This is a genomic window from Cellulomonas sp. JZ18 (assembly GCF_009720485.1).
Lineage (GTDB): Bacteria > Actinomycetota > Actinomycetes > Actinomycetales > Cellulomonadaceae > Cellulomonas.
On sequence record NZ_CP045245.1, the window covers coordinates 3,301,428 to 3,323,372 of the forward strand.

The following is a 21,945-nucleotide window of genomic DNA, read 5'->3' on the forward strand; positions in this document are numbered from 1 at the left end:
GCCGCGGGTCGACGCGACCGCCACGTCAGCGCGTCAGGTCCTCCGCGCACCGCGACGTGACCACCATGACGGGGCACCGCGCGTGGTGCAGGACCGCCTGGCTCGTCGAGCCGAGCAGCAGTCCGGCGAACCCGCCCCGCCCGCGCGAGCCGACGACGATGAGGTCCGTCGCGGCGGAGAACTCCGTGAGCAGCTCCGCACCCGTGCCGTCGAGCACGTGCCGCTTGACCTGGACGCCCTCGTGGCCGGCGAGCGCGCGGTCGACGACGACGTCCAGGCCCTCGGCGACGTCGCGCAGCACCTGCTCGTGGTCGACCGCCGACGGCAGCCACGCCAGCATGCCCGTCATCGCCCCGACCGGGACGCCCGAGACGGCGAACAGCTCGGCGTCCCACACCTGCGCCTCGCGGATGGCCAGCCGCAGCGCCGCCTCGGCCGGCGGCGACCCGTCGACCCCCACGACGATGCGCCGGACCGGGCGCACCGCCGGCGGGTCGCCGTCCACGGGGTGCCCCTCGGCGTCGCGCAGCGGCACGACGACCGTGGGGCACCGCGCGTGCGCGGGCAGCGCCGACGACACCGTGCCGAGCAGGCGGTCGGCGAAACCGCCACGGCCCCGCGTGCCGACGACGGCGAGGTCGGACGTGCGGGACGTCTCGACCAGGACGGCCGCGGCGTCGCCCGTGACGACCCGCCCCTCGGCGGGCACCCCGGCGCGCTCGACCTGGAGCATGGCCTCCTCGAGCACGGACTGGGCGCCGGCCCGGATCGTGTCGTCGTCGAGGGCCGCGTAGCCGCCGTCGAGGCTCGCGGCCGTGAACGACGGGAGCGCGTAGGCGACCACGAGGTGCAGCCCGCGTCCGCGGACCCGTGCCTCCTGCGTCGCCCAGTCGAGGGCGTGCAGGCTGGCCGCCGACCCGTCGACCCCGACGAGGATCCCGTGCTCACGCGTCATGCCGTCCTCCGCGTCGGTGACCGCCGCCCCGTCGCGACGGTCATCAGGTGCTTTCCTGACCCCATCGTGGCACAACCATGACCGTTCGCGGGGACGCCGGACGCCCCGGACGGCTCACGCCACCAGGTAGGGCGACCAGGCCGGCTCGGTGCGCGCCGCGGCGCCGCCCACCGTGACGGACCACCGGGGTGCGCGGGGCCGAAAGGGCAGCTCCCAGCCGAGCTCCGAGAGCGTCCGGTCGGCCTTGCGGTGGTTGCACCGGGCGCACGCCGCGACGACGTTGGTCCACTCGTGGCGACCGCCCCGCGAGCGCGGGTGCACGTGGTCGACCGTGTCGGCACCGCCCCCGCAGTACGCGCAGCGGTGGTCGTCGCGCTGCAGCACGGTGCGGCGCGTCGGCGGCACGGGCCGGCGCGAGGGCACGTGCACGTAGCGGCGGAGCACCAGCACCACGGGCAGCGGCATCTGCTCGCGGGCGGAGTGCAGCACCCGTCCGTCGGACTCGAGGACGGTCGCCTTGCCCGTCATCACCAGGACGACGGCGCGGTGCATCGTGACGACGCAGAGGGGCTCACCGCTGGCGTTGAGGAGCAGCGTGCGGGTCGGCACGGGCGCGGGGGCAGGACCGGCGGGGCCCTGCGCGGGGACGGTCGTCAGCACGTGCACTCCTGACCTCGGTGGTCGGGCCGGCTGGCTGCCGGACCGGGACGAGAAGGAACAGCGTCGATGCGGGACCAGGGTACGCGCACGCCCATTGCGCCGGACGCGACGAGGCCCCGACGACCGTGGTGGTCGTCGGGGCCTCGTGACATCGGCGTGGCCGGTCAGCCGATCCGGATGAACGTCGGCGAGCTCTGCCAGATCGAGCGGAACTGGACCGTCTTCCCCGGGCGGGGGGCGTCGATCATCATGTCGCCGCCCGCGTAGATCCCGATGTGGCCGGGGCTCCAGATGAGGTCGCCGGGGCGGGCGTCCGCACGCGAGACGACGGTGCCGGCGTTGCGCTGGGCCGACGACGTGCGCGGCAGCGAGATGCCGAGCTGCGCGTACACGTACGACGTGAAGCCGGAGCAGTCGAAGCCGCCACCGGGCGTCGTGCCGCCCGAGACGTACGGGACGCCGACGTAGCGCGCGGCGACCTCGAGGACGGCGTTGCCCGACACGCTCTGCGGGACCGGGTTGTTCGCCGTCGCCGCCGGGGTGGCGGCGGCACGCTCCGCGGTGCGCGACGCCGCGCGCGTCTGGGTGCGGACCGGCTCCGGGGCCGGCGGCGGCGGGGTCGGCTTGACGGCCGTGACCGCCGGGGCGTCGACCGTGAACACGGCCTCCGCGGGCGCCGACACGACCGGCGAGGTGTTGAGGACGGCCCGCGCGGAGGCCGTCAGGGCCGCGGTGTCGACCGCGGCGAGGGCGCCACCGGACTCACCGGGGGCGGCGCTGGAGGGAAGGGCCAGCATGGAGACCATGAGGCCAGAGGACGCGGCGACGACGGCGGAACGACGTCCGACGGTCCCCATCTGCTCGGAGGCGACGCTCGCGAGCTCGGTCAGCGGCGTCGACGGACGACGCGCGGCGCGATGGCGCGCCCGGGTGGTGCTCTCGGACAACGTGTGCCTCTCCTTGGCGCCTGCGAGGTGAGCTGTCGGGTTCGGGTGGGAGAACACCCGGCCGGTCGTCCGTGCCGACCTGCGCGCACCGGAGTGCGTGCTGTCGGTCCGTCCGCCCGGCTTCACCCCAAGGGCACCGTCTCCGGTACCCACGATTTGGGTCCCCCGCCCCTGCCGGCGAGTCGTACGGAACCTCGAGGCGGCGGCAGGGTTCGGCGTTCCGCTCAAGGGCTTCCACGGAGGAGGGTTCCGAGAAGCAGGACGAACGTACATGACCCCTTCCGCGATTGTCACGCTCCGGTCACGACGATCTCGGAACGGTCATGGACGCCCGTCCGGGGGTCACCCGGTCGCCGCACCGCGGAACCCGCTCTGACGTGCACGGCCGCACCGGGAGCGCCCGTGTGGGAGCGCTCCGCGCGCGGCCCGGTGTGCGCGAGTTCACCCGCCCGTGGGACACGCACGGCGGCCCCGGACGCACGTCCGGGGCCGCCGTGGACGGGGCGGGGCGGGGGTCAGACGGCCCCGACGAAGATGTGCCGCGCGATCTCCGGGGGCAGGTCGACCACCGTCTCGGAGCCCGGTGCACCGACCGTCACGACGCCGCCGGCGCGCTCGACCGCGACCTGCGCACCGGGCCGGACGCCGGCCTCCGCGAGCCGCTCGAGGAGCTCGACGTCCACCTGCAGCGGCTCGGCGATGCGGGCGACCACCGCCGACGTGCCGCCCGCGACGCCGTCCGCCGCGGTGAGCGGGACGACCCCGTCGAGGAACCGCACGGGCGCGCGCTCCTCGCCGATCTCGTCGAGCCCCGGGATCGGGTTGCCGTACGGGTCGAAGTGCGGGTGGTCGAGCAGCGCCGCGAGCCGCTTCTCCACGCGCTCGCTCATGACGTGCTCCCAGCGGCACGCCTCCTCGTGCACGTGCGGCCAGTCCAGGCCGATGACGTCGGTGAGCAGCCGCTCCGCGAGCCGGTGCTTGCGCATGACGCGCACCGCCTTCGACAGCCCGGCCTCCGTCAGCTCGAGGTGGCGGTCGCCGGTCACCACGACGAGGCCGTCGCGCTCCATGCGCGCGACCGTCTGCGAGACCGTCGGGCCGGAGTGGCCGAGGCGCTCGGCGATGCGCGCGCGCAGGGGGTGATGCCTTCCTCGGTGAGCTCGTAGATCGTCTTGAGGTACATCTCCGTCGTGTCGATCAGGTCGCTCACCGCTCGGCCTCCCACGTCGCGCTCCGCACGGCAGGTCGACCCGCCGCGTGCCGCTCCCAGGGTAGTCGTCCGGTGCGACCGCACGGGCAGCCCCCGGACTCCCCCTCGGTGCCCGGCGCCCCGCCCGCGTCGCCCCCGCGCGTCGGCGCGGACGCCCCCGCGTCGACGCACGGGGCCGTCCTATCCTCGGCGCGTGCCCGACGCCCAGGCTCCCGCCGTCACGATCCCCGCCGACCTGCTGCCGCGCGACGGCCGCTTCGGGTGCGGCCCCTCCAAGGTGCGCGACGCCCAGGTCGACGCCCTCGCCGCGGCGGGGCGGTCGCTGCTCGGCACGTCCCACCGGCAGGCGCCCGTGCGGGCGCTGGTCGCCCGCGTACGGGCCGGGCTGACCGAGCTGTTCGGCGCACCCGAGGGGTACGAGGTCGTGCTCGGCAACGGCGGGTCGACGGCCTTCTGGGACGTCGCGACGCTGTGCCTGGTGCGCGAGCGCGCGGCGCACGCGCGGTTCGGCGAGTTCGGCGCGAAGTTCGCGGCCGCGACCGCGCGGGCACCGTTCCTGGCGGACCCCCACGTCGTCACCGCCGAGCCGGGCAGCGCGGCGGTGCCGGACCTCGTGGCGGACGCCGACGTCTACGCGTGGCCCCACAACGAGACGTCGACGGGGTCCTCGCGCCCGTGCGCCGGGTGCCCGGCTCGCAGGACGCCGGCGCGCTCGTCCTCGTGGACGGCACGTCGGCCGCGGGAGGCGTGGCGGTCGACGTCGCGCAGACGGACGTCTACTACTTCGCCCCGCAGAAGTCGTTCGCGGCCGACGGCGGCCTCTGGCTCGCGCTCGCGTCCCCCGCGGCGGTGGAGCGGGCCGCCGCCGTGGAGTCGTCGGGGCGCTGGGTCCCCGAGTTCCTCTCGTTCACCGCCGCCGTGACGAACTCGCGCGCGGACCAGACCCTCAACACCCCCGCGATCGCGACCCTCGTGCTGCTCGCCGAGCAGGTCGAGTGGCTGCTCGGCCAGGGCGGGCTGGCGTGGGCGGCGGCGCGCACCGCCGAGTCGTCGGGCCACCTGTACTCCTGGGCGCAGGAGCGGGAGTGGGCGACGCCGTTCGTCACCGACCCGGCGCTGCGCTCGCCCGTGGTCGGCACGGTCGACCTGGCGCAGGACGTGGACGCGGCGGCCGTGGCCGCGGTGCTGCGCCGGCACGGCGTCGTCGACGTCGAGCCCTACCGCAAGCTGGGCCGCAACCAGCTGCGCGTCGGCATGTTCCCGGCCGTCGACCCCGACGACGTCCGCGCGCTCACCGCGTGCGTCGACCACGTGGTCGAGCACCTGCGCTGAGCCCGGGCACGACGACGCCCGCCGCCGGGCGCGGGCCCGGGCGGCGGGCGTCGTGGCGACGGGCCTGCCGCGTCAGCCGTGCCGGCGGCGCCGCAGCGCGACGGCACCGGCGCCGAGCGCCACGAGCGCGGCCGCGGCGGCCGCGAGCAGGCCGGCCTGGGTACCGGTCACCGCGAGCACCTCGGACCGCTCGGCGGGCTCGTCGGCCGCGGCGAGCACCTCCGTGCGCGGCGGCGAGGTCAGGCACTGCGGGGACGACGGCGGGTAGGCGACCGTCACGGTGCTGGAGGGGTTGACGTCGAAGCGCACGGTGACCTCGGGCCGCACCCAGTCGTACTCGTCGCCCTCGACCCACGTGCCGTTCTCGAGGCGCCACCCCGGCCAGTCGACCCCTTCCCGCCCGGCCCGACGACGGCGCCCGGCCACAGCACGGTGCCGCTGAGGGGCTGGTCGGCGAGCACGACGTCGTCGCCCACCGGGTCGACCCAGGTGATGTCGACGGTCGTGCTGCTGCTGCCGACGGCCTCGATCGCGTACCGCAGCCGGGGCACGTCGTCGTCGCAGATCGGGTTCAGCACGGTCACGCGCACCTCGCACGGCAGCGGGGCGCCGTACTCGTCGACGCCGCGCGTGCAGTCGTCGGCGGGCGGGGTGTACTGCGCCGAGGCGGCGGTGGGGACGAGTCCGGCCGACGCGAGGAGGACGGCCGCGACACCCGCGGCCCGGACGGTCTGACGCATGGCGACTCCCGACGTCGATACGGACATATCGGGCTCATCGTCGTCCCGGGGAGGGCGCACCGGGAGCAGTCGTCCGGGTGATTCCGTCCGTTCTGTCCGTTTTCACCCGGGCGCGGCACGCCGTGCGGGTCGCTCACCCGCAGCGGAACGACGCGACGCCGGGCGACGTCACGGTCGGCGTCGTCCACACCGTCACCGCGCCGTCGCGCAGCGGGAGGTCGACCGCGATCTCCTGCTGCGCGCCGGGGGCGAGCACGGAGCGCACCTGCTGCACGTGCCGCCCGCCGAGCGTCGTGCTCGTGCCGCCGACCGCCGTGCCGTCGCGGCGCAGCGCGAGCGGGTCGCCGCCGGCCGGCGACCACGCCGACACGATCGTCGTGAGGGTCCCCGGCGGCACGCCGAGGTCCGGCGAGCCGACGACGCCCCGGGGCAGCGACGCGACGTCCGCGGGCGGCCGGAAGTCCAGCGAGAGGACCGCGGTCACCCGCGGGGCGGGCCCCTCGCACCGCGCGTCGCGGAACGTGACCGCCGTGCTCAGGTCCAGGCCGAGCTTGCCCTGGCTCGCGTCGTCGAGGAACAGGCCCGCGTCGGCCGCGAAGGGCGCGTCGAGGAACGCGGCCCCCACCACCGAGGCGGCCAGGACGTCCTGCTCGGGCGGGTGCGCGGACCACACCCGCAGCCGCCGCTCGTCGACCGCCCGGGCCAGCGCGGCCACGAGGTCCGGCGCGCTCCCCCGCCCCTCCCCGACCGCGGCCACCACGCCGGCCGCGACGGCCCCGAACACGGCGTCGGACACGTTCTCCGGGTGGCGCAGGTAGACGTCGCGCAGCAGGGCCCGGACGAAGCCGTCGGCCCCCAGCTCGCCGCCGTCCGGGTGCGGCACGGGACCCACCACGTCGACGAGACCGGCGATCGCGACCGGGTCGGTGGCCACGACGCCGTCGACCGGCCCGCCCACGTCGCGCACCCAGCGCGCCGCGACGAGCTCGGCCGTGCGCGGGAAGTGCGGGGTCAGGGCCGCGTTCTGCACCCACCGGCCCAGACGGTCGGTGTGCGTGGCGACCTCCTCGGGGCTCAGCGGCAGCACGGGCGCGTCGAGCGAGCGCAGGTCCAGGGTGCTGCGCTGGTCGACGACCGTCACGGCGCCGTCCTCGACGCGCACGGCGGTGACGGCGCCGACGATGCCGCCGGGCGCGCGCAGCTCGGCGGAGTTGAGCGCGAGGACGAGGTACGTGCGCGGCCCCTGCGCACCGAGCAGCTGCGGCAGCACGGCGACGCCGCGCGCGGCGGGACCGAGCGCGGCGTCGGCGCGCGCGACCGTCGCCTGGACCTCGCGCACCGGGTCGGCGAGGCGCGCGAGCAGGCGGTCCGGGTCGAGCGCGGCCAGCCGGTCGTGCGCGGCGGCGGTCGTGGCGGCGGCGGTACCCAGCGCGGCCGCACCGCGGTCGACGGCCGCGACGTCGACCCGCCCGTCGGGCAGGCGCAGGCCCCCGTCGAGCAGCGCACCGAGCTCGGCGACCGCCGGCAGGGCGTCGCGCGCGAGGTCGTCGACGGCGGTCGCCACGACGCGCACGGCCGTGAGCTGGTCGCCCGCGACGGGCACGACCTCCGCGGCACGCCACAGCGGGTCGGACGCGGCGGTGCGGGCGCGCGACGTGTGGGTGCGCACGTCCGCGAGCCCGTCCGCGAGGGCACCGGCCGCGCGCGGGTCGACCTCGACCCCGGCCAGTGCGGCGCGCGCGTCCTGGAGGGCGTCCGCGGCCTGCGCCACGCGCACGCCGACCCAGGCGGCCGCGGCGACGAGCAGCAGGAGCGGCACGAGGACGACGAGGAGGACCGTGCGGCGGCGCCGACGGGGCGGCGGCAGCGGGTGCCCGGCGGCTGCCGGCGCAGCGCCGGCACGGACGTCGTCGCTCGCGGCGGGCGCCGCCGGTCCGGTGTGCTCCACGGTCCACGATGCTGACATCGCGGACGTATCGGGCACCGGCCCTCGGCGCAGGTTCACCCGCAGCGTCACCCGCCCCGTCACCCGCGCCGGCACCCGCGGCCGACCGGGACGCGGGGCCTCGCGCCGCGTCGGGGCGCGACGCCCGTCCCCCTCGCGTCAGGCCGCGTGCTGCTGGTCGGCCGCCTCCTGCGCGGCGACGCGCGCGGGCGCCGTACCGGCCCGGCGTCCGCCGGCGCCCGTCCCCGCCTCGCCCGGCAGGCCGAGGTGCACGACCTCCACGTGGGGCCGGCTCGTCACGTGGTAGCGCACGCGCACGTTCCAGTGCGTACGGGCCCACCAGGCCGCCCCGACCGAGACCAGCAGCGCGGAGATCGAGCCGACGCCGATCGACCAGCGGGCGCCGAACGTCTCGCCGATCCACCCGACGATGGGCGAGCCGACCGGCGTCGCACCGAGGAAGACCATCATGTAGAGCGCCATGACGCGTCCGCGCATCGCCGGGTCGGTGCTCATCTGGATCGCGGAGTTGGCGGCGGTCATCATCGTGAGCGACGCGAGGCCGACGGGGATGCACGCGATCGCGAACGTCACGTACGTCGGCATCAGCGCCATCACGCCGGTCGTGACGCCGAACGCGAAGGCCGCGCCGATCACGAGGCGCACGCGCGGGCGCTCGCGGCGCGCGGCGAGCAGGGCGCCGGTGAGCGAGCCGACCGCCAGCACCGAGCCGAGGATCCCGTACTCCTCGGCGCCGCGGCCGAACTCGAGGCGCGCCATGAGGGCGCTCGTGAGCTGGAAGTTGAGGCCGAACGTCGACACCACGCCGACGACGACCATGATGACGAGGATGTCGGTGCGGTTGCGCACGTACGCGACGCCCTCGCGGATCTGCCCCTTGGCGCGCTTGGCGTGCGGCATCGGGTAGAGGTCGGCACGGCGCATGAGGGCGAGCGAGGCGATCGTCGCGGCGAACGTCACCGCGTTCAGCACGAACACCCAGCCCGTGCCGATCGCGGCGATGAGCAGACCGGCGACACCGGGCCCGACCAGGCGCGCCGCGTTGAACGAGGCGCTGTTGAGCCCCACCGCGTTGGACAGCCGGCCCGCGGGCACGAGCTCGGCGACGAACGTCTGGCGCACGGGCCCGTCGACCGCCGTGACGCACCCGAGGAGCCCCGCGAAGACGTAGACGTGCCAGAGCTCGGCGTGCCCGCCGAGCACCAGCACGCCCAGACCTGCCGCGAGCAGGCCCTGCGCGACCTGGGTGATCACGAGCAGCTTGCGCCGGTCGAAGCGGTCCGCGAGCAGGCCCGCCCACGCGGACAGCAGGAGGGTCGGCCCGAACTGCAGGGCGGTGGTGACGCCGACGGCGACGCCGGAGTCCTGCGTCAGCTGCGTGAGGACGAGCCAGTCCTGCGCGACGCGCTGCATCCACGTGCCGACGTTGGCGACCAGCGCACCGGCGAACCACAGCCGGTAGTTGCGGAACTGCAGGGAGGAGAAGGTGGCGCTCACGAGGCGGCGATCCTCCGGAGGAGCTCGGCGGCCTGGACGAGGGTGGCGCGCTCGTCGGCACTGAGGCCGGCGAGGCGGGTGGACAGCCACGCGTCACGGCGGCGACGCGTCTCGGCGACCTCGGCCTCCCCCGCCTCGGTGAGCGTCACGACGACCTGACGGCCGTCGGTGGGGTGCTCCTCCTTGCGGACGAGCCCGCGCTCGACGAGGCAGTTGACGGTGCGCGTCATCGACGGCGGCTGGATGCGCTCGAGGTCCGCGAGGTGCCCCGGTGACATGGGCCCCTCACGGAGCAGGATCGCGAGGACGTTGAACTGCGGGTCGGACAGGCCGGCGTCGCCGCGCTCGCCCTTGATCCGCCGCGTCGCACGCCCGAGCGAGACGCGCAGCTCCGCGGCGAGCGCGAGGTCGGCGGCCGCGGGTGCGGAGGAGGTCGTGGTCACAGGTCATTACCTTACCTCATTACCTGCAGTCATTAGCAGGGCGAACGACCTGCTCGCGCCGCCTCGTGGAACCATGCGGGGGTGGCACGTGACCTCCCGGCCCGCGAGGGACGCGGCACGCGGGCGCCGTCCCCGCTCGCCGCGGCGCTGTTCGCGCTGGCCGCCGCGCTCGGCGTGGGCGCCGTGCTGCTCGCCCGGGCCCCGACGGACGCCCCGCCGGCGCCCACCGCGTCGACCTCGCCGACGGTCGTCGACCTCACCGGGGTCGACCCGGACGACTACGCGCGCGACCTGCTCGCGGCGACCACGGCGCAGCGCGAGACCGCCGGGCTGCCGGCGTGGGACGCCGCGACCTGCGCGGCCGACGTCGCCCGGACGCGCGCGCAGGCCCTCGTCGGCCGCGAGCTGGAGCACGCGCCCCTCGACGACGTGCTCGCCGCCTGCGCCCCGCGCAGCGTCGCCGCGGAGAACCTCAGTCGCGCGGCGGCCGACCCGCGCGACGTCGCCGAGGCGTGGATGGGGTCCCCGGGCCACCGCGCGAACGTCGTCGACCCCGGGCTGGACGCCGCGACCGTCGCGTGCACGCGCGACGACGGGCAGATGCTGTGCTCGCTCGTCCTCGTCGGCCCGTGACGCGCGGGTCGGCGGTCCGCGGCCCCGGCCGCACGGGTCAGGGCCGGCCGAGCGCCCGGTAGGTCCACCCCGCCGCGCGCCACGCGCGCGGGTCGAGGACGTTGCGCCCGTCGACGACCGTGCGCCGCGCCACGACGGCCCCGAGGGCCTGCGGGTCCAGCTCGCGGTACTCCGCCCACTCCGTCGCCAGCAGCACGACGTCCGCGTCCTGCGCGGCCTCGAGCGCGGTGGCGGCGTACTTGAGGTCGGGCCACCTGGTGCGCGCGTTCTCCACGGCCTGCGGGTCGGTGACGGTGACGTGGGCGCCCTGCAGCTGCATCTGCGCGGCCACGGACAGGGCGGGCGAGTCACGCACGTCGTCGCTGTCCTGCTTGAACGCCGCGCCGAGCACGGCGACGCGACGGCCGACGATCGAGCCCGCGCAGACCTCCCGCGCCAGGTCGACCATGCGCACGCGCCGGCGCATGTTGATCGAGTCCACCTCGCGCAGGAACGACAGCGCCTGGTCGACGCCCAGCTCGCCGGCGCGCGCCATGAACGCACGGATGTCCTTCGGCAGGCAGCCGCCGCCGAAGCCGAGGCCGGCGTTGAGGAAGCGGCGGCCGATGCGCGCGTCGTACCCGATCGCGTCGGCGAGGCGCGTGACGTCGGCCCCCGTCGCCTCGCACAGCTCGGCCATCGCGTTGATGAACGAGATCTTCGTGGCGAGGAACGAGTTGGCCGCGACCTTGACCAGCTGCGCCGTCGCGTAGTCCGTCGTGACGAGCGGGGTGCCCTCCGCGAGCGGGGTCGCGTAGACCTCGTCCAGCAGCGTGCGCGCGGCCTCGCCCGCGGCGGTCGGCTCACCGTCGCCGTCCGTCGGCAGGCCGTACACCAGCCGGTCCGGGTGCAGCGTGTCCTGCACCGCGAAGCCCTCGCGCAGGAACTCCGGGTTCCACACGAGCGTCGCGCCCGTCGGCGCCAGCCGCGTCGCGACCTCCTCCGCGGTGCCGACCGGCACCGTCGACTTGCCGGCCACCACGTCGCCGGGGCGCAGGTGCGGCAGCAGCGCGTCCACCGCGGCGTCGACGTACGACAGGTCGGCGCGGAACTCGCCGTGCTTCTGCGGCGTCCCGACGCACACGAAGTGCACCTGCGCACCCGCGACGTCCGCCACGTCGGTGCTGAACCGCAGCCGGCCCGTGCCGGACACCTGCGCGAGCAGCTCCGGCAGGCCCGGCTCGTAGAACGGCGCCGTGCCCGCCGCGAGCCGCGCGACCTTGTCCGCGTCGACGTCCACGCCCACCACGTCGTGCCCGAGGGACGCCATGCTCGCCGCGTGCACCGCTCCGAGGTAGCCGCAGCCGATGACCGAGATGCGCACGAGTGCTCCGCCTGCCGTCGGGGTCGAGGTCCTGCGCGACTCTAGTAGCGGGCGGTCGGGGTGGACGGGGTGAAGATCGCCCCGCGGGACGCGGCATGCTGTGCCGGTGCCCGCCCCCGTGGACCCGCCCTCGTCGAGCGCCGTGCCGCTGCGGGTGCGGCGGCGCGTCGTGGTCCCCGCGCTCGTGGTCTACCTCGCGGCCGTCGCGGCGGTCACGCTCACGCCGGGGCACGCGCACGACACCTCCCTCGGACTCGTGCGCACGGTCCTCGCGTGGCTCGCCGACCGCGGCGTCCCGCTGGCGTTCGAGCCCGTCGAGGCCGTCGCGAACGTCGTGATGTTCGTGCCGTTCGGGGTGCTCGTCGGGCTGCTGCTCGGGGTGCGGCGGTGGTGGGTGGTCGTGCTGCTCGGCTTCGCGACGAGCGTCGTCATCGAGACCGTGCAGCGCGTCGTGCCCGAGCGGTTCTCCACCGTGCAGGACGTGGTCATGAACACGCTGGGCGCCGCGGTGGGCGTGGCGGTGCTCGCGTGGTGGCTGGCCCGGCGCGCGCGACGGCGGCCGGCCGTCGCCCCGGCCGGTACCCTCTGATCCCCGACGAGGCAGAGGAGGTCCGGCGGATGCAGAGCCCTCGGCGCGCCCTCGCGGCCACGACCGCCGCACTCGTCGCCGGCCTCGCGCTCGGTGCGTGCTCGCTCCCGCCGGGCAGCGGGGTGCCCGACGACGTGCTGGCCGAGCAGATCGGCGAGATCCCCGGCGTCACGTCCGTGACGCTGGAGTACCGCAGCGACTGGACCCGCGGCAAGCGGTACGCCGGCGAGATCGTCGCCGACCCCGCCCTGTCCGAGCCGGAGGTCCGCTGCGTCGTCCGGCAGGTGAGCGAGATCCTCTGGCAGGGCCGCAGGACGACGGACTCGAGCCTGGTCCTCGTCCACGGCGACCAGCGGGCGACGCTGCTCATGGGCGACCGGTCGGACACGTTCGGGCCGCGTCCGGACCGGCCGCGCCCGACCGCCACCGTCACGCCGTGCGAGCCGGGGTCGGAGCCGACGCCCGAGCCCGCGCCGGAGCCGGAGCCGGAGCCGAAGATCACGGGCGCCCCGCGGTCCTGACCGAGGACGACGCGGGCGGGGACGTCCGGACGCACGCGGCCCGGGTCCGCGAGCGCGGACCCGGGCCGGGTGGAGGGCGTGCCGGCCGAGGGGAGCGGGCCGGCGCGGTCGGTCAGACGCCGAGAGCGTCCTGAATGGGCCCGAGCGCGAAGTACAGGACGAACGCCGCCGCGGCGACCCACATGAGCGGGTGCACCTCACGCGCCTTGCGCACAGCGATCTTGATGACGACGAACGCGATGAAGCCCGCGCCGATGCCCGTGGTAATCGAGTACGTGAACGGCATGAGCGCCAGCGTGAGGAACGCCGGGATCGCGATCTCCGGCGACTTCCAGTCCAGGCCCGCGACCTGCGTGACCATGAGGAAGCCGACGACGACGAGCACGGGCGCGGCCGCCTCGGACGGCACCATCGCGACGAGCGGCGAGAGCAGGGTCGACAGCAGGAACGCGACACCGGTGACGACGGACGCCAGACCCGTGCGCGCGCCCTCCGCGACACCCGACGTCGACTCGACGTAGGCGGTGTTCGACGAGACCGAGCCCATGCCGCCGGCGACCGCACCGAGCGAGTCGACGAGCAGGATCTGCTGGGTCCGCGGCGGGTTGCCGGTCTCGTCGAGCAGCCCTGCCTCCGAGCCGACGGCGACCATCGTGCCCATCGTGTCGAAGAAGTCCGCGAGCAGGATCGCGAAGACGAGGAGCGCGACCGCGAGGATCCCGATCTTGCCGACCGCGCCGAACAGCGAGAACTGACCCAGCAGCGACAGGTCCGGCACGGACACCGGCGAGTCGGGCAGCGCCGGCACGTTCTGGTGCCAGCCGGTGGGCTTCTCGCCGTTGTCCGAGCCCCCGACCTTCGCGATCGCCTCGACGACCACCGCGAGCACGGTGGTGGCGACGACGGCGATGAGCAGGCCGCCGCGCACGCGCTTGACCATGAGCACGATCGCCGTGATCAGGCCGACGACGAAGACGAGGGACGGCCAGCCGGCGAGCGAGCCGCCGATGCCGAGCTCGAGCGGCGTGCCGCCGCCCTGGCGCACGAAGCCGGCGTTGACGAAGCCGATGAGCGCGATGAACAGGCCGATGCCGACGCCGATCGCGGTCTTGAGCTCACGGGGGACCGCCCGGAAGACCGCGGTGCGGAACCCGGTGAGCACGAGCACGAGGATGATCAGACCCTCGAGCACCACGACGCCCATGGCGTCGGCCCACGTCATGTCCGGCAGCGACGCGATCGTGAACGCGACGACCGCGTTCAGGCCCAGGCCCGCCGCCAGCGCCAGCGGGAAGTTGGCGACCAGACCCATGAGGACCGACAGCACGCCCGCGACCAGGGCGGTCGCCGCCGCGATCAGCGGGAGGTTGCTGCCGTCCCCGGTGCCGCCGCCGAGGAACTGGCCCGTGCCGTCCGGCACGAAGCCGAGGATGAGCGGGTTGAGCACGATGATGTAGCTCATCGTGAAGAAGGTCACGAGGCCGCCACGGACCTCGGCGCCGATGGTGGAGCCGCGCTCGGTGATCTTGAAGAAGCGGTCGACCGCGTTGCGGGGGGCTGCGGAGGTCGCGACCGACTTCTCCTCGGGGGAGTTGTCGCCATGGGCGAAGTCTGGCAGAGCCGGGCCACGGGCACGGCGCCCGTCCGTATCGGCATCAGGGCCCGGGACGCGCAGGGGCGACGGCCCGGCTCCGCACACGCGCCCGCACGTGCACGGCGATTTCACCCCGCATTTGCCTGCACGATGCCATCTATGGCGGGGAATGTCCGGTTTTGTTCCTGCGAACTGGACCGCCGACCCATTGGCATTTGCGCGCCGGCTGATGTGGAATGCCATTCGTATCACGCGAGGGGAGCATGAGCGCCATGGTGGGGGTCACCGCGCGCGACCTCACCGAGGCCGACGCGGCGAGCGCGGCCGCGTCCTCGACGCACTGGGCGCGGTCGTACGCCGACCGCATCGCCCTGACCGACGCCGTCGCGCTCGCGCTCGCGGTCGGACTGGCCTACGCCGTCCGCTTCCCGCTCGACGGCCGCGTCGACGCCGTCGTCTCCGGGGAGTTCTCCCCCACCTACATGAGCGTGTCGGTGGTCCTCTTCGCCGCGTGGTTCACCGCCCTGACCGTGGGCCGGACGCGCGACCGTCGCCTCGTCGGCGCCGGCCCCAGCGAGTACGCCCGCGTCCTCGAGGTCACGTGGCACCTGTTCGCCGGCGTCGCGATCGTCGCGTTCATGTTCCGCATGGAGATCGGTCGCGGCTACCTCGCCATCGCCGCGCCGCTGGGGCTCGGGCTCGTGCTCCTCGGCCGGCTGCTGTGGCGGCGGCAGCTGCACCGGCGGCGCGACCGCGGCCTCGACCGCTCCCCCGTGCTCGTCGTCGGTCCGCTGCACAAGGTCGGCGCGCTCATCAAGGAGTTCCACCGCAACCCGCGCGCCGGGTACGAGGTGGTCGGCGTGTGCGTCTCGGGCGTCGCCCCGCCGCGCGGCCACCAGGTGCACGGCGTCCCGGTGCTGGGGACGCAGGACGACGCCGCCCGTGTAGCCCGCGAGCGGGGCGTCGCCGCCGTCGCGGTCGCCGGGTCCGACGCCATGACCGCCGACGCCGCGCGGCGGCTCGCGTGGGACCTCGAGGGCACCGGGGTGGACATGGCGCTGACGCTGTCGCTCACCGACGTCGCCGGGCCGCGCGTGCTCATGCGCCCCGTCAACGGGCTCCCCCTCGTCTACGTCGACGAGCCGCGGTTCACGGGGTCGAAGTACGTGGTGAAGTCCCTGTTCGACTGGGTCGGGGCGCTCGTCATCACCGTCCTCGTCTCCCCGTTGCTGCTCGTCCTCGCCGTCCTCGTGAAGGCGACGAGCCGCGGGCCCGTGCTGTACAAGCAGGAGCGCATCGGCAAGGACGGGCAGCCGTTCCACATGCTCAAGTTCCGCTCGATGCAGGTGGACGCGCACGAGAAGCTCGAGGAGGTGCTCGCAGCCGAGGGCGTGACGGAGCTCGGCGCGTTCTACAAGCCGAGGAACGACCCGCGGGTCACTCCCGTGGGGCGGGTGCTGCGGCGGTACTCACTGGACGAGCTCCCGCAGCTGTTCAACGTGCTGCGCGGCGAGATGAGCCTGGTGGGGCCGCGACCGCAGATCGAGGCGGAGGTCGCGACGTACGACCGGGCGGCTCATCGGCGACTTCTCGTCAAGCCCGGCCTCACCGGTCTGTGGCAGGTCTCGGGGCGCTCGAGCCTCCCGCCCGAGACGGCGATGCGCCTCGACGTCTCCTACGTCGAGAACTGGACGCTGTTCGGGGACGTCATGCTGCTCGCCCGCACCCTGCGAGCTGTCGTCGGCCGCGACGGCGCGCGGTGAGGCGGGACCACCGCGTGACCGCCCTAGGATCGTGCGGGTGAACGTGCAGCGCTCCGTCGTGGCCGGCGACCACGAGATCGGCCCGAGCAGCCGCCCCTTCGTGGTCGCCGAGGTGTCGGGCAACCACAACGGCGACCTGGGGCGCGCGCTCGCCATCGTGGACGCCGTCGCCGCGTCCGGCGCGCAGGCGGTCAAGTTCCAGACCTACACGGCGGACACGATCACCATCGACGTGGACACGCCCCCGTTCCGGGTCTCGGACGCGCACGGGCTGTGGGGCGGGCGGACCCTCTACTCGTTGTACGAGGAGGCCCACACCCCGTGGGAGTGGCACGAGCCGTTGTTCGCCCGGGCACGCGAGCACGGCCTGGTGCCGTTCTCCAGCCCGTTCGACGCGACCGCCGTCCGGCTGCTCGAGGACCTCGACGCGCCGCTGTACAAGATCGCCTCCCTGGAGATCGGCGACCTGGAGCTGCTCCGCCTCGTCGCGCGCACGGGCAAGCCCGTGGTGCTCTCGACCGGCGCCGCACACCTCTCCGACGTCGAGCGGGCACTGCGCACGATCCGCGCCGAGGGAAACGACCAGGTCGTCGTCCTCGCGTGCACGTCGTCCTACCCCGCCTCTCCCGCTGAGTCGAACCTGCGCTCGATCCCTGCACTCGCGGCGGCGCTCGACGTGGTCGTCGGGCTCTCGGACCACACGCCGGGGATCGGCGCGGCGATCGCCGCCGTGGCGCTCGGCGCCTCGCTCGTCGAGAAGCACGTCACCCTCTCCCGAGCCGATGGTGGGGTCGACGCGGCGTTCTCGCTCGAGCCGGCCGAGCTGGCGGCGCTCGCCGTGGAGAGCGAGCGAGCCTGGCAGGCCCTGGGTGACGTGGTCCTGGCGCCGACACCCGGCGAGGACGAGAGCCGCCGGCTGCGTCGGTCGCTCTACGTCGTCACCGACGTCCGCGCCGGCGAGACCGTGACGCGCGAGAACGTCCGGTCGATCCGGCCTGCCGGAGGGCTCGAGCCCGCACACCTCGACACCGTGCTGGGCCGCACGTTCCGCGCTGACGTCCGCCGTGGCACGCCCCTGCGCTGGGAGCACGTCTGACGGGTCCCGGACCTCACGGTCGCCAGGCCGTCGCCACGACCGTGGACCGTCAGTCCAAAGCGAGCAGGCGCATCCCGTCCTCGTCCGCGGCGTGCCGGAAGCCCGCGCGCTGGAAGAGGCGTAGCGACGCGGCGTTGTCCGGCCGGACGTAGGCGAGGACGCTCGGCATCGGCCTCGCGGTGGCCCGCAGGTGCGCGAGCGCGGCCGCGAGGACCGCGACCGCCAGGCCGCCACCGCGCCGCTCGGGCGCGAGGGCCAGCGACACCTCCACCTCCTCGTTCCCGCGCGCGTCGAACCGCACCGTGCCCAGCGGCCCTGTGGGGTCCTCGACGACGAGCAGCGTGCGGGAGGGGTCGGCGAGGACGCCGTCGAGCCAGCGCTCGTGCGCCTCCACGGTGACGGGCTCGGTGGATCGCGACGCCGCGCGGGTGACAGGGTCGTTCCGCCACGCGAGCAGCCGCGCCGCGTCGTCGCGACCGGCCGGACGGGCGCGCGGCCCGGCGCCGAGCGCCGCGGCCCACGCGTCCACCACCCGGTCGGCCCCGGCACCGTCGACCAGCTGCCGCCCGCGCCGGGCGAGGCTCTCCTGCTGTCCGGGATCGGCCACCAGGGCCCGCAGGCGAGCGGCCACCGCGGCGTCGGCGAGCAGCGCGTGCACCGGCCCCAGCCCCAGGGCGATGCCGGCCTCGACGGCGTACCGGTACGACTCGGCCTGGTTGGCCACGACCGGAACCAGCGCCATCGGTACGCCGATGCACGCCAGCTCGTGCACGGTCGTACCAGCGGCGCTCACCACGACGTCCGCGTCGACCACCAGCTGCGCGAGGTCGTCGACGGCGCGCAACGCCGTGACGCGCGGCTCGTCCGGTCCCAGGGTCCCAGCGGGGTCGATCGCGGTCACACGCGTAGCGCCTGCTCGCAGCGCCAGCCGCACCGCGGCGCCCGCCGCACCCACCGCGTCGGTACCGCCCATCACGACCACCACGTGCCCACCCGCCCCTTGCGCACGCACGCGACGGGCGCGCCGGACCTGCGCGCGCAGGGGCGAGTAGCGCGGTCCGGCCAGGACCAGGCCGCTGCCGTCCTCGGGCCGGGCCTGCGCGTAGGCAGCTAGGGACGGGTCCACCACGACGTCGGCGCGACGACGGCCGAACACGCCGTCCTCGAGGGAGGAGACGAGGACGTCCGAGGGCGTCGACATGGTGTCGTAGGTGTCGAGGTGCACCACGTCCGCACTGCGGAGCACCTCGGTCGGCACTCCCGCAGGTCCCTCGCCGGCCGGAACCAGGTCGAGACCTGCCGCCGTCACGATCCGGCGCGCGAGCGGGACGTCGACCGTCCCGACCAGCGTGGCCTCGCCACCGCGTCGCCGGACCGCTCCGGCGAGGGCGACGGCGCGCACGACGTGGCCGATGCCGGTCGAGGGACGCGCATCGCAGCGGAGCAGGACCCGCATCATCCGTCCTCGAGCCGCTTCTGCCGGACGTGCGCGTTGAGGGCGGTGAGATCAGGACGCGCTCGCAGGAGCGCGACGAGCGCGCGCCGCTCGCGTGCCTGGTCGCCGAGCTCGTCGACGACCGCGCGCAGCAGTGCCAGATCCTCCGGCGTGTCGAGCGTGACACGCAGGTCGCTCGCGTCGTCCTGCTCGACGAGACCGAGCGTGCGATGCTCCCCCGGCACCGCGTACAGACGCGACGTCACGTGCACCCGGTCGGCCCCGGTCGCGACCGACCGGACGTGCTCGAGCGCGGGCCGCGAGAGCAGCTCGACGTCCAGCCCTCGCGGCAGGGTGCGCACCAGCGTCGAAGCGACGTACTCCAGGCTCGGGTCGGCGCGCCACGCGCCCACCACGGCCTGCACGAGCGTCGGGTCGAGCAGCGGGCAGTCGGCCGTCAGGCGCACGACCGCGTCCGCACGCGTCACCTCCGCGGCGATCGCGAACCGTTCGACCACGTCGAGCTCGGGCCCGCGCACGGCCCGCACGCCAAGCTCCTCCGCGAGCGCCGCCACCGCGTCGTCGGCCGCCGTGTCGGACGTCGCCACGACGACCTCGTCGACGCCGGAGGCGGCGAGCGCCGCCCGCACGACCCACGCGAGGACAGGTCGTTCGCCGAGCCGTACGAGGACCTTCCCGGGGAAGCGGGTCGATCCTGCGCGCGCCTGCACCACCGCCACGACGCGCGGCCTACCCACCCCCGTCGCCACCCGCGCATTGTGTCATGATGAAGCGGCACGGCACGTCCACCTGGGGGGCGGCGCACCGTCACGATTCCTGGAGAAGTGCCACATGTCGATGCTGTCCGGCTCGTCCCTTTTGATCACGGGAGGGACAGGGTCCTTCGGCAAGGCGTTCCTGCGGGAGGTGCTCGACCACCACGACCCGCGCCGCGTCGTGGTGTTCAGCCGGGACGAGCTCAAGCAGTACGAGCTGCGCCAGGCGTTCGGCGACGACCCGCGGCTGCGCTGGTTCCTGGGCGACGTGCGGGACCGCGAGCGCCTGACCCGGGCGATGACGGGTGTCGACCTCGTCGTCCACGCCGCTGCGCTGAAGCAGGTCGACACCGCCGAGTACAACCCCTTCGAGTTCGTGCGGACGAACGTCGACGGTTCCCAGAACGTCATCGACGCCGCGATCGACGTGGGCGTGAAGAAGGTCGTCGCGCTCTCCACCGACAAAGCGTCGAGCCCGATCAACCTGTACGGCGCGACAAAGCTCTGCGCGGACCGGATGTTCATCTCCGGTAATCACTACGCCGCGAGCGGCGACACGCGCTTCTGCGTCGTCCGGTACGGGAACGTCATGGGGTCACGGGGATCCGTCATCCCCATGTTCCGGCGCCTCGCGCAGGCCGGTGAGTCGCTGCCGATCACGGACCACCGGATGACGCGCTTCTGGATCACGCTGCCCCAGGCCGTGAAGTTCGTCATCGACTCCTTCGAGCTGATGACCGGCGGAGAGCTGTACGTCCCGCGGATCCCGAGCATGCGCGTGGTCGACCTCGCAGAGGCCGTCGCCCCGGGCACCCGTACGCACGAGATCGGCATCCGCCCGGGCGAGAAGCTGCACGAGGAGATGATCGCGCCGGACGACTCCCGCCGGACCATCCGGCTGGGCGAGCGGTACGTCGTCATGCCGTACGTCTCGGGCTGGGGCTACGAGCCGCCGGCCGACGGCGAGTCCGTACCGGAGGGCTGGACGTACCGCTCGGACACGAACGACCTCTGGCTCGACCCGGATCAGCTCCGCGAGCTGATCGCGACGTTCGGCTGAGGCCCGCATGCTCCCCTACGGTCGTCAGTCGATCGACGAGTCCGACATCGCGGCCGTCTCCGCCGTGCTCCGCGGGGACTGGCTCACCACCGGGCCTGCGGTCGACGCCTTCGAGGACGCGATCGCGCGTGTGGCGGGGACCCGGGCCGCGGTCAGCGCGACGTCGGGCACCGCAGCCCTGCACGTCGCGTACGCCGCCGCCGGCCTGCGACCGGGGGACGAGGTCGTGACGTCGCCGTTGACGTTCGTGGCGACCGCTGCGACCGCGGCGCTGCTCGGGGCACGGGTGGTCTTCGCGGACGTCGACCCCGCGACGGGCAACCTCGACGTCGACGCCGCGCGTGCGGCCCTGACCGACCGCACGCGCGTCGTCACGGCCGTCGACTACGCCGGGCTGCCCGCCAGCCCCGTCGAGCTCGCCGAGATGGCGCACGCGCACGGGGCGCTGCTGGTCGAGGACGCAGCGCACTCGATCGGCTCGACCTGGGACGGACGTCCGGTCGGGTCGCTCGCCGACCTGACGACGTTCTCGTTCTTCCCCACGAAGAACCTCACGACCGCCGAGGGCGGCGCCGTCGTGACGGACGACCCGGTCCTCGAGCTCGCCGCGCGCCGCTTCAAGAACCACGGGCTCGTCCGCGAGAGGGCCCACCAGCGCACGCCCGACGAGGGCCCGTGGCACCAGGAGGTCCACACGTTCGGGCTGAACTACCGCCTGCCCGACGTCCTGGCGGCGCTGGGCACGTCACAGCTGGCGCGGCTGCCCCGTTTCGTCGAGCGGCGTGCGCAGATCCACGACCGGTACGACGCTGGGCTGCGCGACCTGGCGGGAGTCCGCACCCCGGCGAGGTCGGAGCGTGCGGCTCCCGCCTGGCACCTGTACCCGCTCCGGGTGCTGGACGGCCGCCGACGCGAGGTCTTCGAGGCGCTGCGCGCCGACGGCATCGGCGTGCAGGTGAACTACATCCCGGCCTACTGGCACCCCGTCTTCGAGGACCTCGGCTACCGCCGGGGCATGTGCCCGAACGCCGAGCGGTACTACGCGGAGGAGATCTCGCTCCCCCTCTTCCCCGACCTCACGGACGCGGACGTGGACCGGGTGATCGGGGCCGTGCGCCGCGCGGTCACCGGGACGGCGGACTGACCGGGGCGGTCGGGGTGAGCGCCGTCAGCGCGTCGGCGAGCCGACGACGCGCGTCGTCCCCGACCGCCGCGACCACCCGGCGCCGCAGCGTGTCGGCGTCGACGGCGTCGCCCGTGGTGCGGGCGTCCCGGATCGCAGCGAGGTCCGCCGGCAACGGGCGGTCGTGGTCGGCGAGGACGTGCACGTCGCAGCCCGCGAGCAGCGCGTCGACCGCGGCCGTC

Annotated in this window: 19 protein-coding genes, 2 pseudogenes and 1 riboswitch; of the genes and pseudogenes, 9 read left to right on the forward strand and 12 right to left on the reverse strand. The window is 74.9% G+C overall.

All coding sequences use genetic code 11. From position 1 onward, the window contains the following. Nucleotides 1–25 precede the first annotated feature (25 nt). From GC089_RS14865 to GC089_RS14880, 4 genes and pseudogenes are all read right to left on the reverse strand, one after another. The gene (locus GC089_RS14865) at nucleotides 26–955 is read right to left on the reverse strand and encodes a universal stress protein (protein WP_155378300.1); all 930 of its coding nucleotides are present in this window, start codon (nucleotides 953–955) and stop codon (nucleotides 26–28) included. Nucleotides 956–1,069: 114 nt separating this feature from the next. Then, on the reverse strand, nucleotides 1,070–1,615 hold the full coding sequence (locus tag GC089_RS14870) for an HNH endonuclease (RefSeq protein WP_370514017.1): 546 nt from the start codon (nucleotides 1,613–1,615) through the stop codon (nucleotides 1,070–1,072). A 164-nt stretch (nucleotides 1,616–1,779) separates the two neighbouring features. Further along, nucleotides 1,780–2,562, reverse strand: coding sequence for a C40 family peptidase (locus GC089_RS14875; RefSeq protein ID WP_155378301.1), 783 nt, complete (start codon nucleotides 2,560–2,562; stop codon nucleotides 1,780–1,782). A 2-nt stretch (nucleotides 2,563–2,564) separates the two neighbouring features. Further along, nucleotides 2,565–2,790: riboswitch (cyclic di-AMP (ydaO/yuaA leader) on the reverse strand. 287 nt (nucleotides 2,791–3,077) lie between these two features. After that, nucleotides 3,078–3,772: pseudogene (locus GC089_RS14880) on the reverse strand (metal-dependent transcriptional regulator). 193 nt (nucleotides 3,773–3,965) lie between these two features. Here GC089_RS14880 and serC point away from each other — a divergent pair. Beyond that, nucleotides 3,966–5,104, forward strand: a pseudogene (serC, locus tag GC089_RS14885) (phosphoserine transaminase). A 72-nt stretch (nucleotides 5,105–5,176) separates the two neighbouring features. On the opposite strand, the gene GC089_RS19295 reads toward serC, so the two are convergent. Then, nucleotides 5,177–5,530 carry an LPXTG cell wall anchor domain-containing protein gene (locus GC089_RS19295; RefSeq protein WP_230684846.1) on the reverse strand — a complete coding sequence of 118 codons (354 nt, stop codon included), beginning with the start codon at nucleotides 5,528–5,530 and terminating at the stop codon, nucleotides 5,177–5,179. 66 nt (nucleotides 5,531–5,596) lie between these two features. Here GC089_RS19295 and GC089_RS19300 point away from each other — a divergent pair, with 66 nt between their 5' ends. Next, nucleotides 5,597–5,839 (forward strand): hypothetical protein, encoded by a 243-nt coding sequence (locus GC089_RS19300; RefSeq protein WP_230684847.1) that lies wholly within the window; start codon nucleotides 5,597–5,599, stop codon nucleotides 5,837–5,839. A gap of 138 nt (nucleotides 5,840–5,977) precedes the next feature. Here the strand turns inward: GC089_RS19300 and GC089_RS14895 are convergent, their stop codons facing one another. From GC089_RS14895 to GC089_RS14905, 3 genes are all read right to left on the reverse strand, one after another. Continuing rightward, nucleotides 5,978–7,792: a DUF4012 domain-containing protein gene (locus tag GC089_RS14895; RefSeq protein ID WP_155378302.1), complete on the reverse strand. Its 1,815-nt coding sequence runs from the start codon at nucleotides 7,790–7,792 to the stop codon at nucleotides 5,978–5,980. A gap of 156 nt (nucleotides 7,793–7,948) precedes the next feature. Next, nucleotides 7,949–9,307 carry an MFS transporter gene (locus GC089_RS14900; RefSeq protein WP_155378303.1) on the reverse strand — a complete coding sequence of 453 codons (1,359 nt, stop codon included), beginning with the start codon at nucleotides 9,305–9,307 and terminating at the stop codon, nucleotides 7,949–7,951. Further along, a complete protein-coding gene (locus GC089_RS14905) occupies nucleotides 9,304–9,750 on the reverse strand; it encodes a MarR family winged helix-turn-helix transcriptional regulator (RefSeq protein WP_155378304.1) in 447 nt (148 codons plus the stop codon). The genes GC089_RS14900 and GC089_RS14905 overlap by 4 nt, the downstream gene beginning before the upstream one ends. A gap of 81 nt (nucleotides 9,751–9,831) precedes the next feature. Between GC089_RS14905 and GC089_RS14910 the strand changes: the two genes are divergently transcribed. Beyond that, entirely contained in the window at nucleotides 9,832–10,383 is a 552-nt protein-coding gene (locus GC089_RS14910; protein WP_155378305.1) for a CAP domain-containing protein, read from the forward strand. Between the two features lie 37 nt (nucleotides 10,384–10,420). On the opposite strand, the gene GC089_RS14915 is transcribed toward GC089_RS14910, so the two are convergent. Next, complete coding sequence (locus GC089_RS14915) at nucleotides 10,421–11,746, reverse strand: UDP-glucose/GDP-mannose dehydrogenase family protein (protein WP_155378306.1); 1,326 nt, start codon at nucleotides 11,744–11,746, stop codon at nucleotides 10,421–10,423. A 106-nt stretch (nucleotides 11,747–11,852) separates the two neighbouring features. Here GC089_RS14915 and GC089_RS14920 point away from each other — a divergent pair, with 106 nt between their 5' ends. Both GC089_RS14920 and GC089_RS14925 read left to right on the forward strand, forming a co-directional pair. Further along, entirely contained in the window at nucleotides 11,853–12,335 is a 483-nt protein-coding gene (locus GC089_RS14920) for a VanZ family protein (protein ID WP_155378307.1), read from the forward strand. A gap of 29 nt (nucleotides 12,336–12,364) precedes the next feature. Continuing rightward, entirely contained in the window at nucleotides 12,365–12,856 is a 492-nt protein-coding gene (locus GC089_RS14925) for a hypothetical protein (RefSeq protein WP_155378308.1), read from the forward strand. Between the two features lie 112 nt (nucleotides 12,857–12,968). Here GC089_RS14925 and GC089_RS14930 read toward each other — a convergent pair whose 3' ends face one another. Next, on the reverse strand, nucleotides 12,969–14,474 hold the full coding sequence (locus GC089_RS14930; RefSeq protein ID WP_370514118.1) for an NCS2 family permease: 1,506 nt from the start codon (nucleotides 14,472–14,474) through the stop codon (nucleotides 12,969–12,971). 239 nt (nucleotides 14,475–14,713) lie between these two features. Here GC089_RS14930 and GC089_RS14935 point away from each other — a divergent pair, with 239 nt between their 5' ends. Both GC089_RS14935 and pseI read left to right on the forward strand, forming a co-directional pair. Further along, on the forward strand, nucleotides 14,714–16,213 hold the full coding sequence (locus tag GC089_RS14935; RefSeq protein WP_155378310.1) for a sugar transferase: 1,500 nt from the start codon (nucleotides 14,714–14,716) through the stop codon (nucleotides 16,211–16,213). Nucleotides 16,214–16,250: 37 nt separating this feature from the next. Continuing rightward, nucleotides 16,251–17,309, forward strand: a complete 1,059-nt coding sequence (gene pseI, locus GC089_RS14940) for a pseudaminic acid synthase (RefSeq protein ID WP_230684848.1) — start codon at nucleotides 16,251–16,253, stop codon at nucleotides 17,307–17,309. Between the two features lie 49 nt (nucleotides 17,310–17,358). Here the strand turns inward: pseI and GC089_RS14945 are convergent, their stop codons facing one another. Both GC089_RS14945 and GC089_RS14950 read right to left on the reverse strand, forming a co-directional pair. Next, on the reverse strand, nucleotides 17,359–18,765 hold the full coding sequence (locus GC089_RS14945; protein ID WP_155378311.1) for a bifunctional UDP-2,4-diacetamido-2,4,6-trideoxy-beta-L-altropyranose hydrolase/GNAT family N-acetyltransferase: 1,407 nt from the start codon (nucleotides 18,763–18,765) through the stop codon (nucleotides 17,359–17,361). Next, the gene (locus GC089_RS14950) at nucleotides 18,765–19,514 is read right to left on the reverse strand and encodes a cytidylyltransferase domain-containing protein (protein ID WP_230684849.1); all 750 of its coding nucleotides are present in this window, start codon (nucleotides 19,512–19,514) and stop codon (nucleotides 18,765–18,767) included. The genes GC089_RS14945 and GC089_RS14950 overlap by 1 nt, the downstream gene beginning before the upstream one ends. A gap of 82 nt (nucleotides 19,515–19,596) precedes the next feature. Between GC089_RS14950 and pseB the strand changes: the two genes are divergently transcribed. After that, a complete protein-coding gene (pseB, locus tag GC089_RS14955) occupies nucleotides 19,597–20,580 on the forward strand; it encodes a UDP-N-acetylglucosamine 4,6-dehydratase (inverting) (protein ID WP_155378312.1) in 984 nt (327 codons plus the stop codon). A gap of 7 nt (nucleotides 20,581–20,587) precedes the next feature. Continuing rightward, nucleotides 20,588–21,724: a UDP-4-amino-4,6-dideoxy-N-acetyl-beta-L-altrosamine transaminase gene (gene pseC, locus GC089_RS14960; RefSeq protein ID WP_155378313.1), complete on the forward strand. Its 1,137-nt coding sequence runs from the start codon at nucleotides 20,588–20,590 to the stop codon at nucleotides 21,722–21,724. The last annotated feature ends 221 nt before the right edge of the window (nucleotides 21,725–21,945 follow it).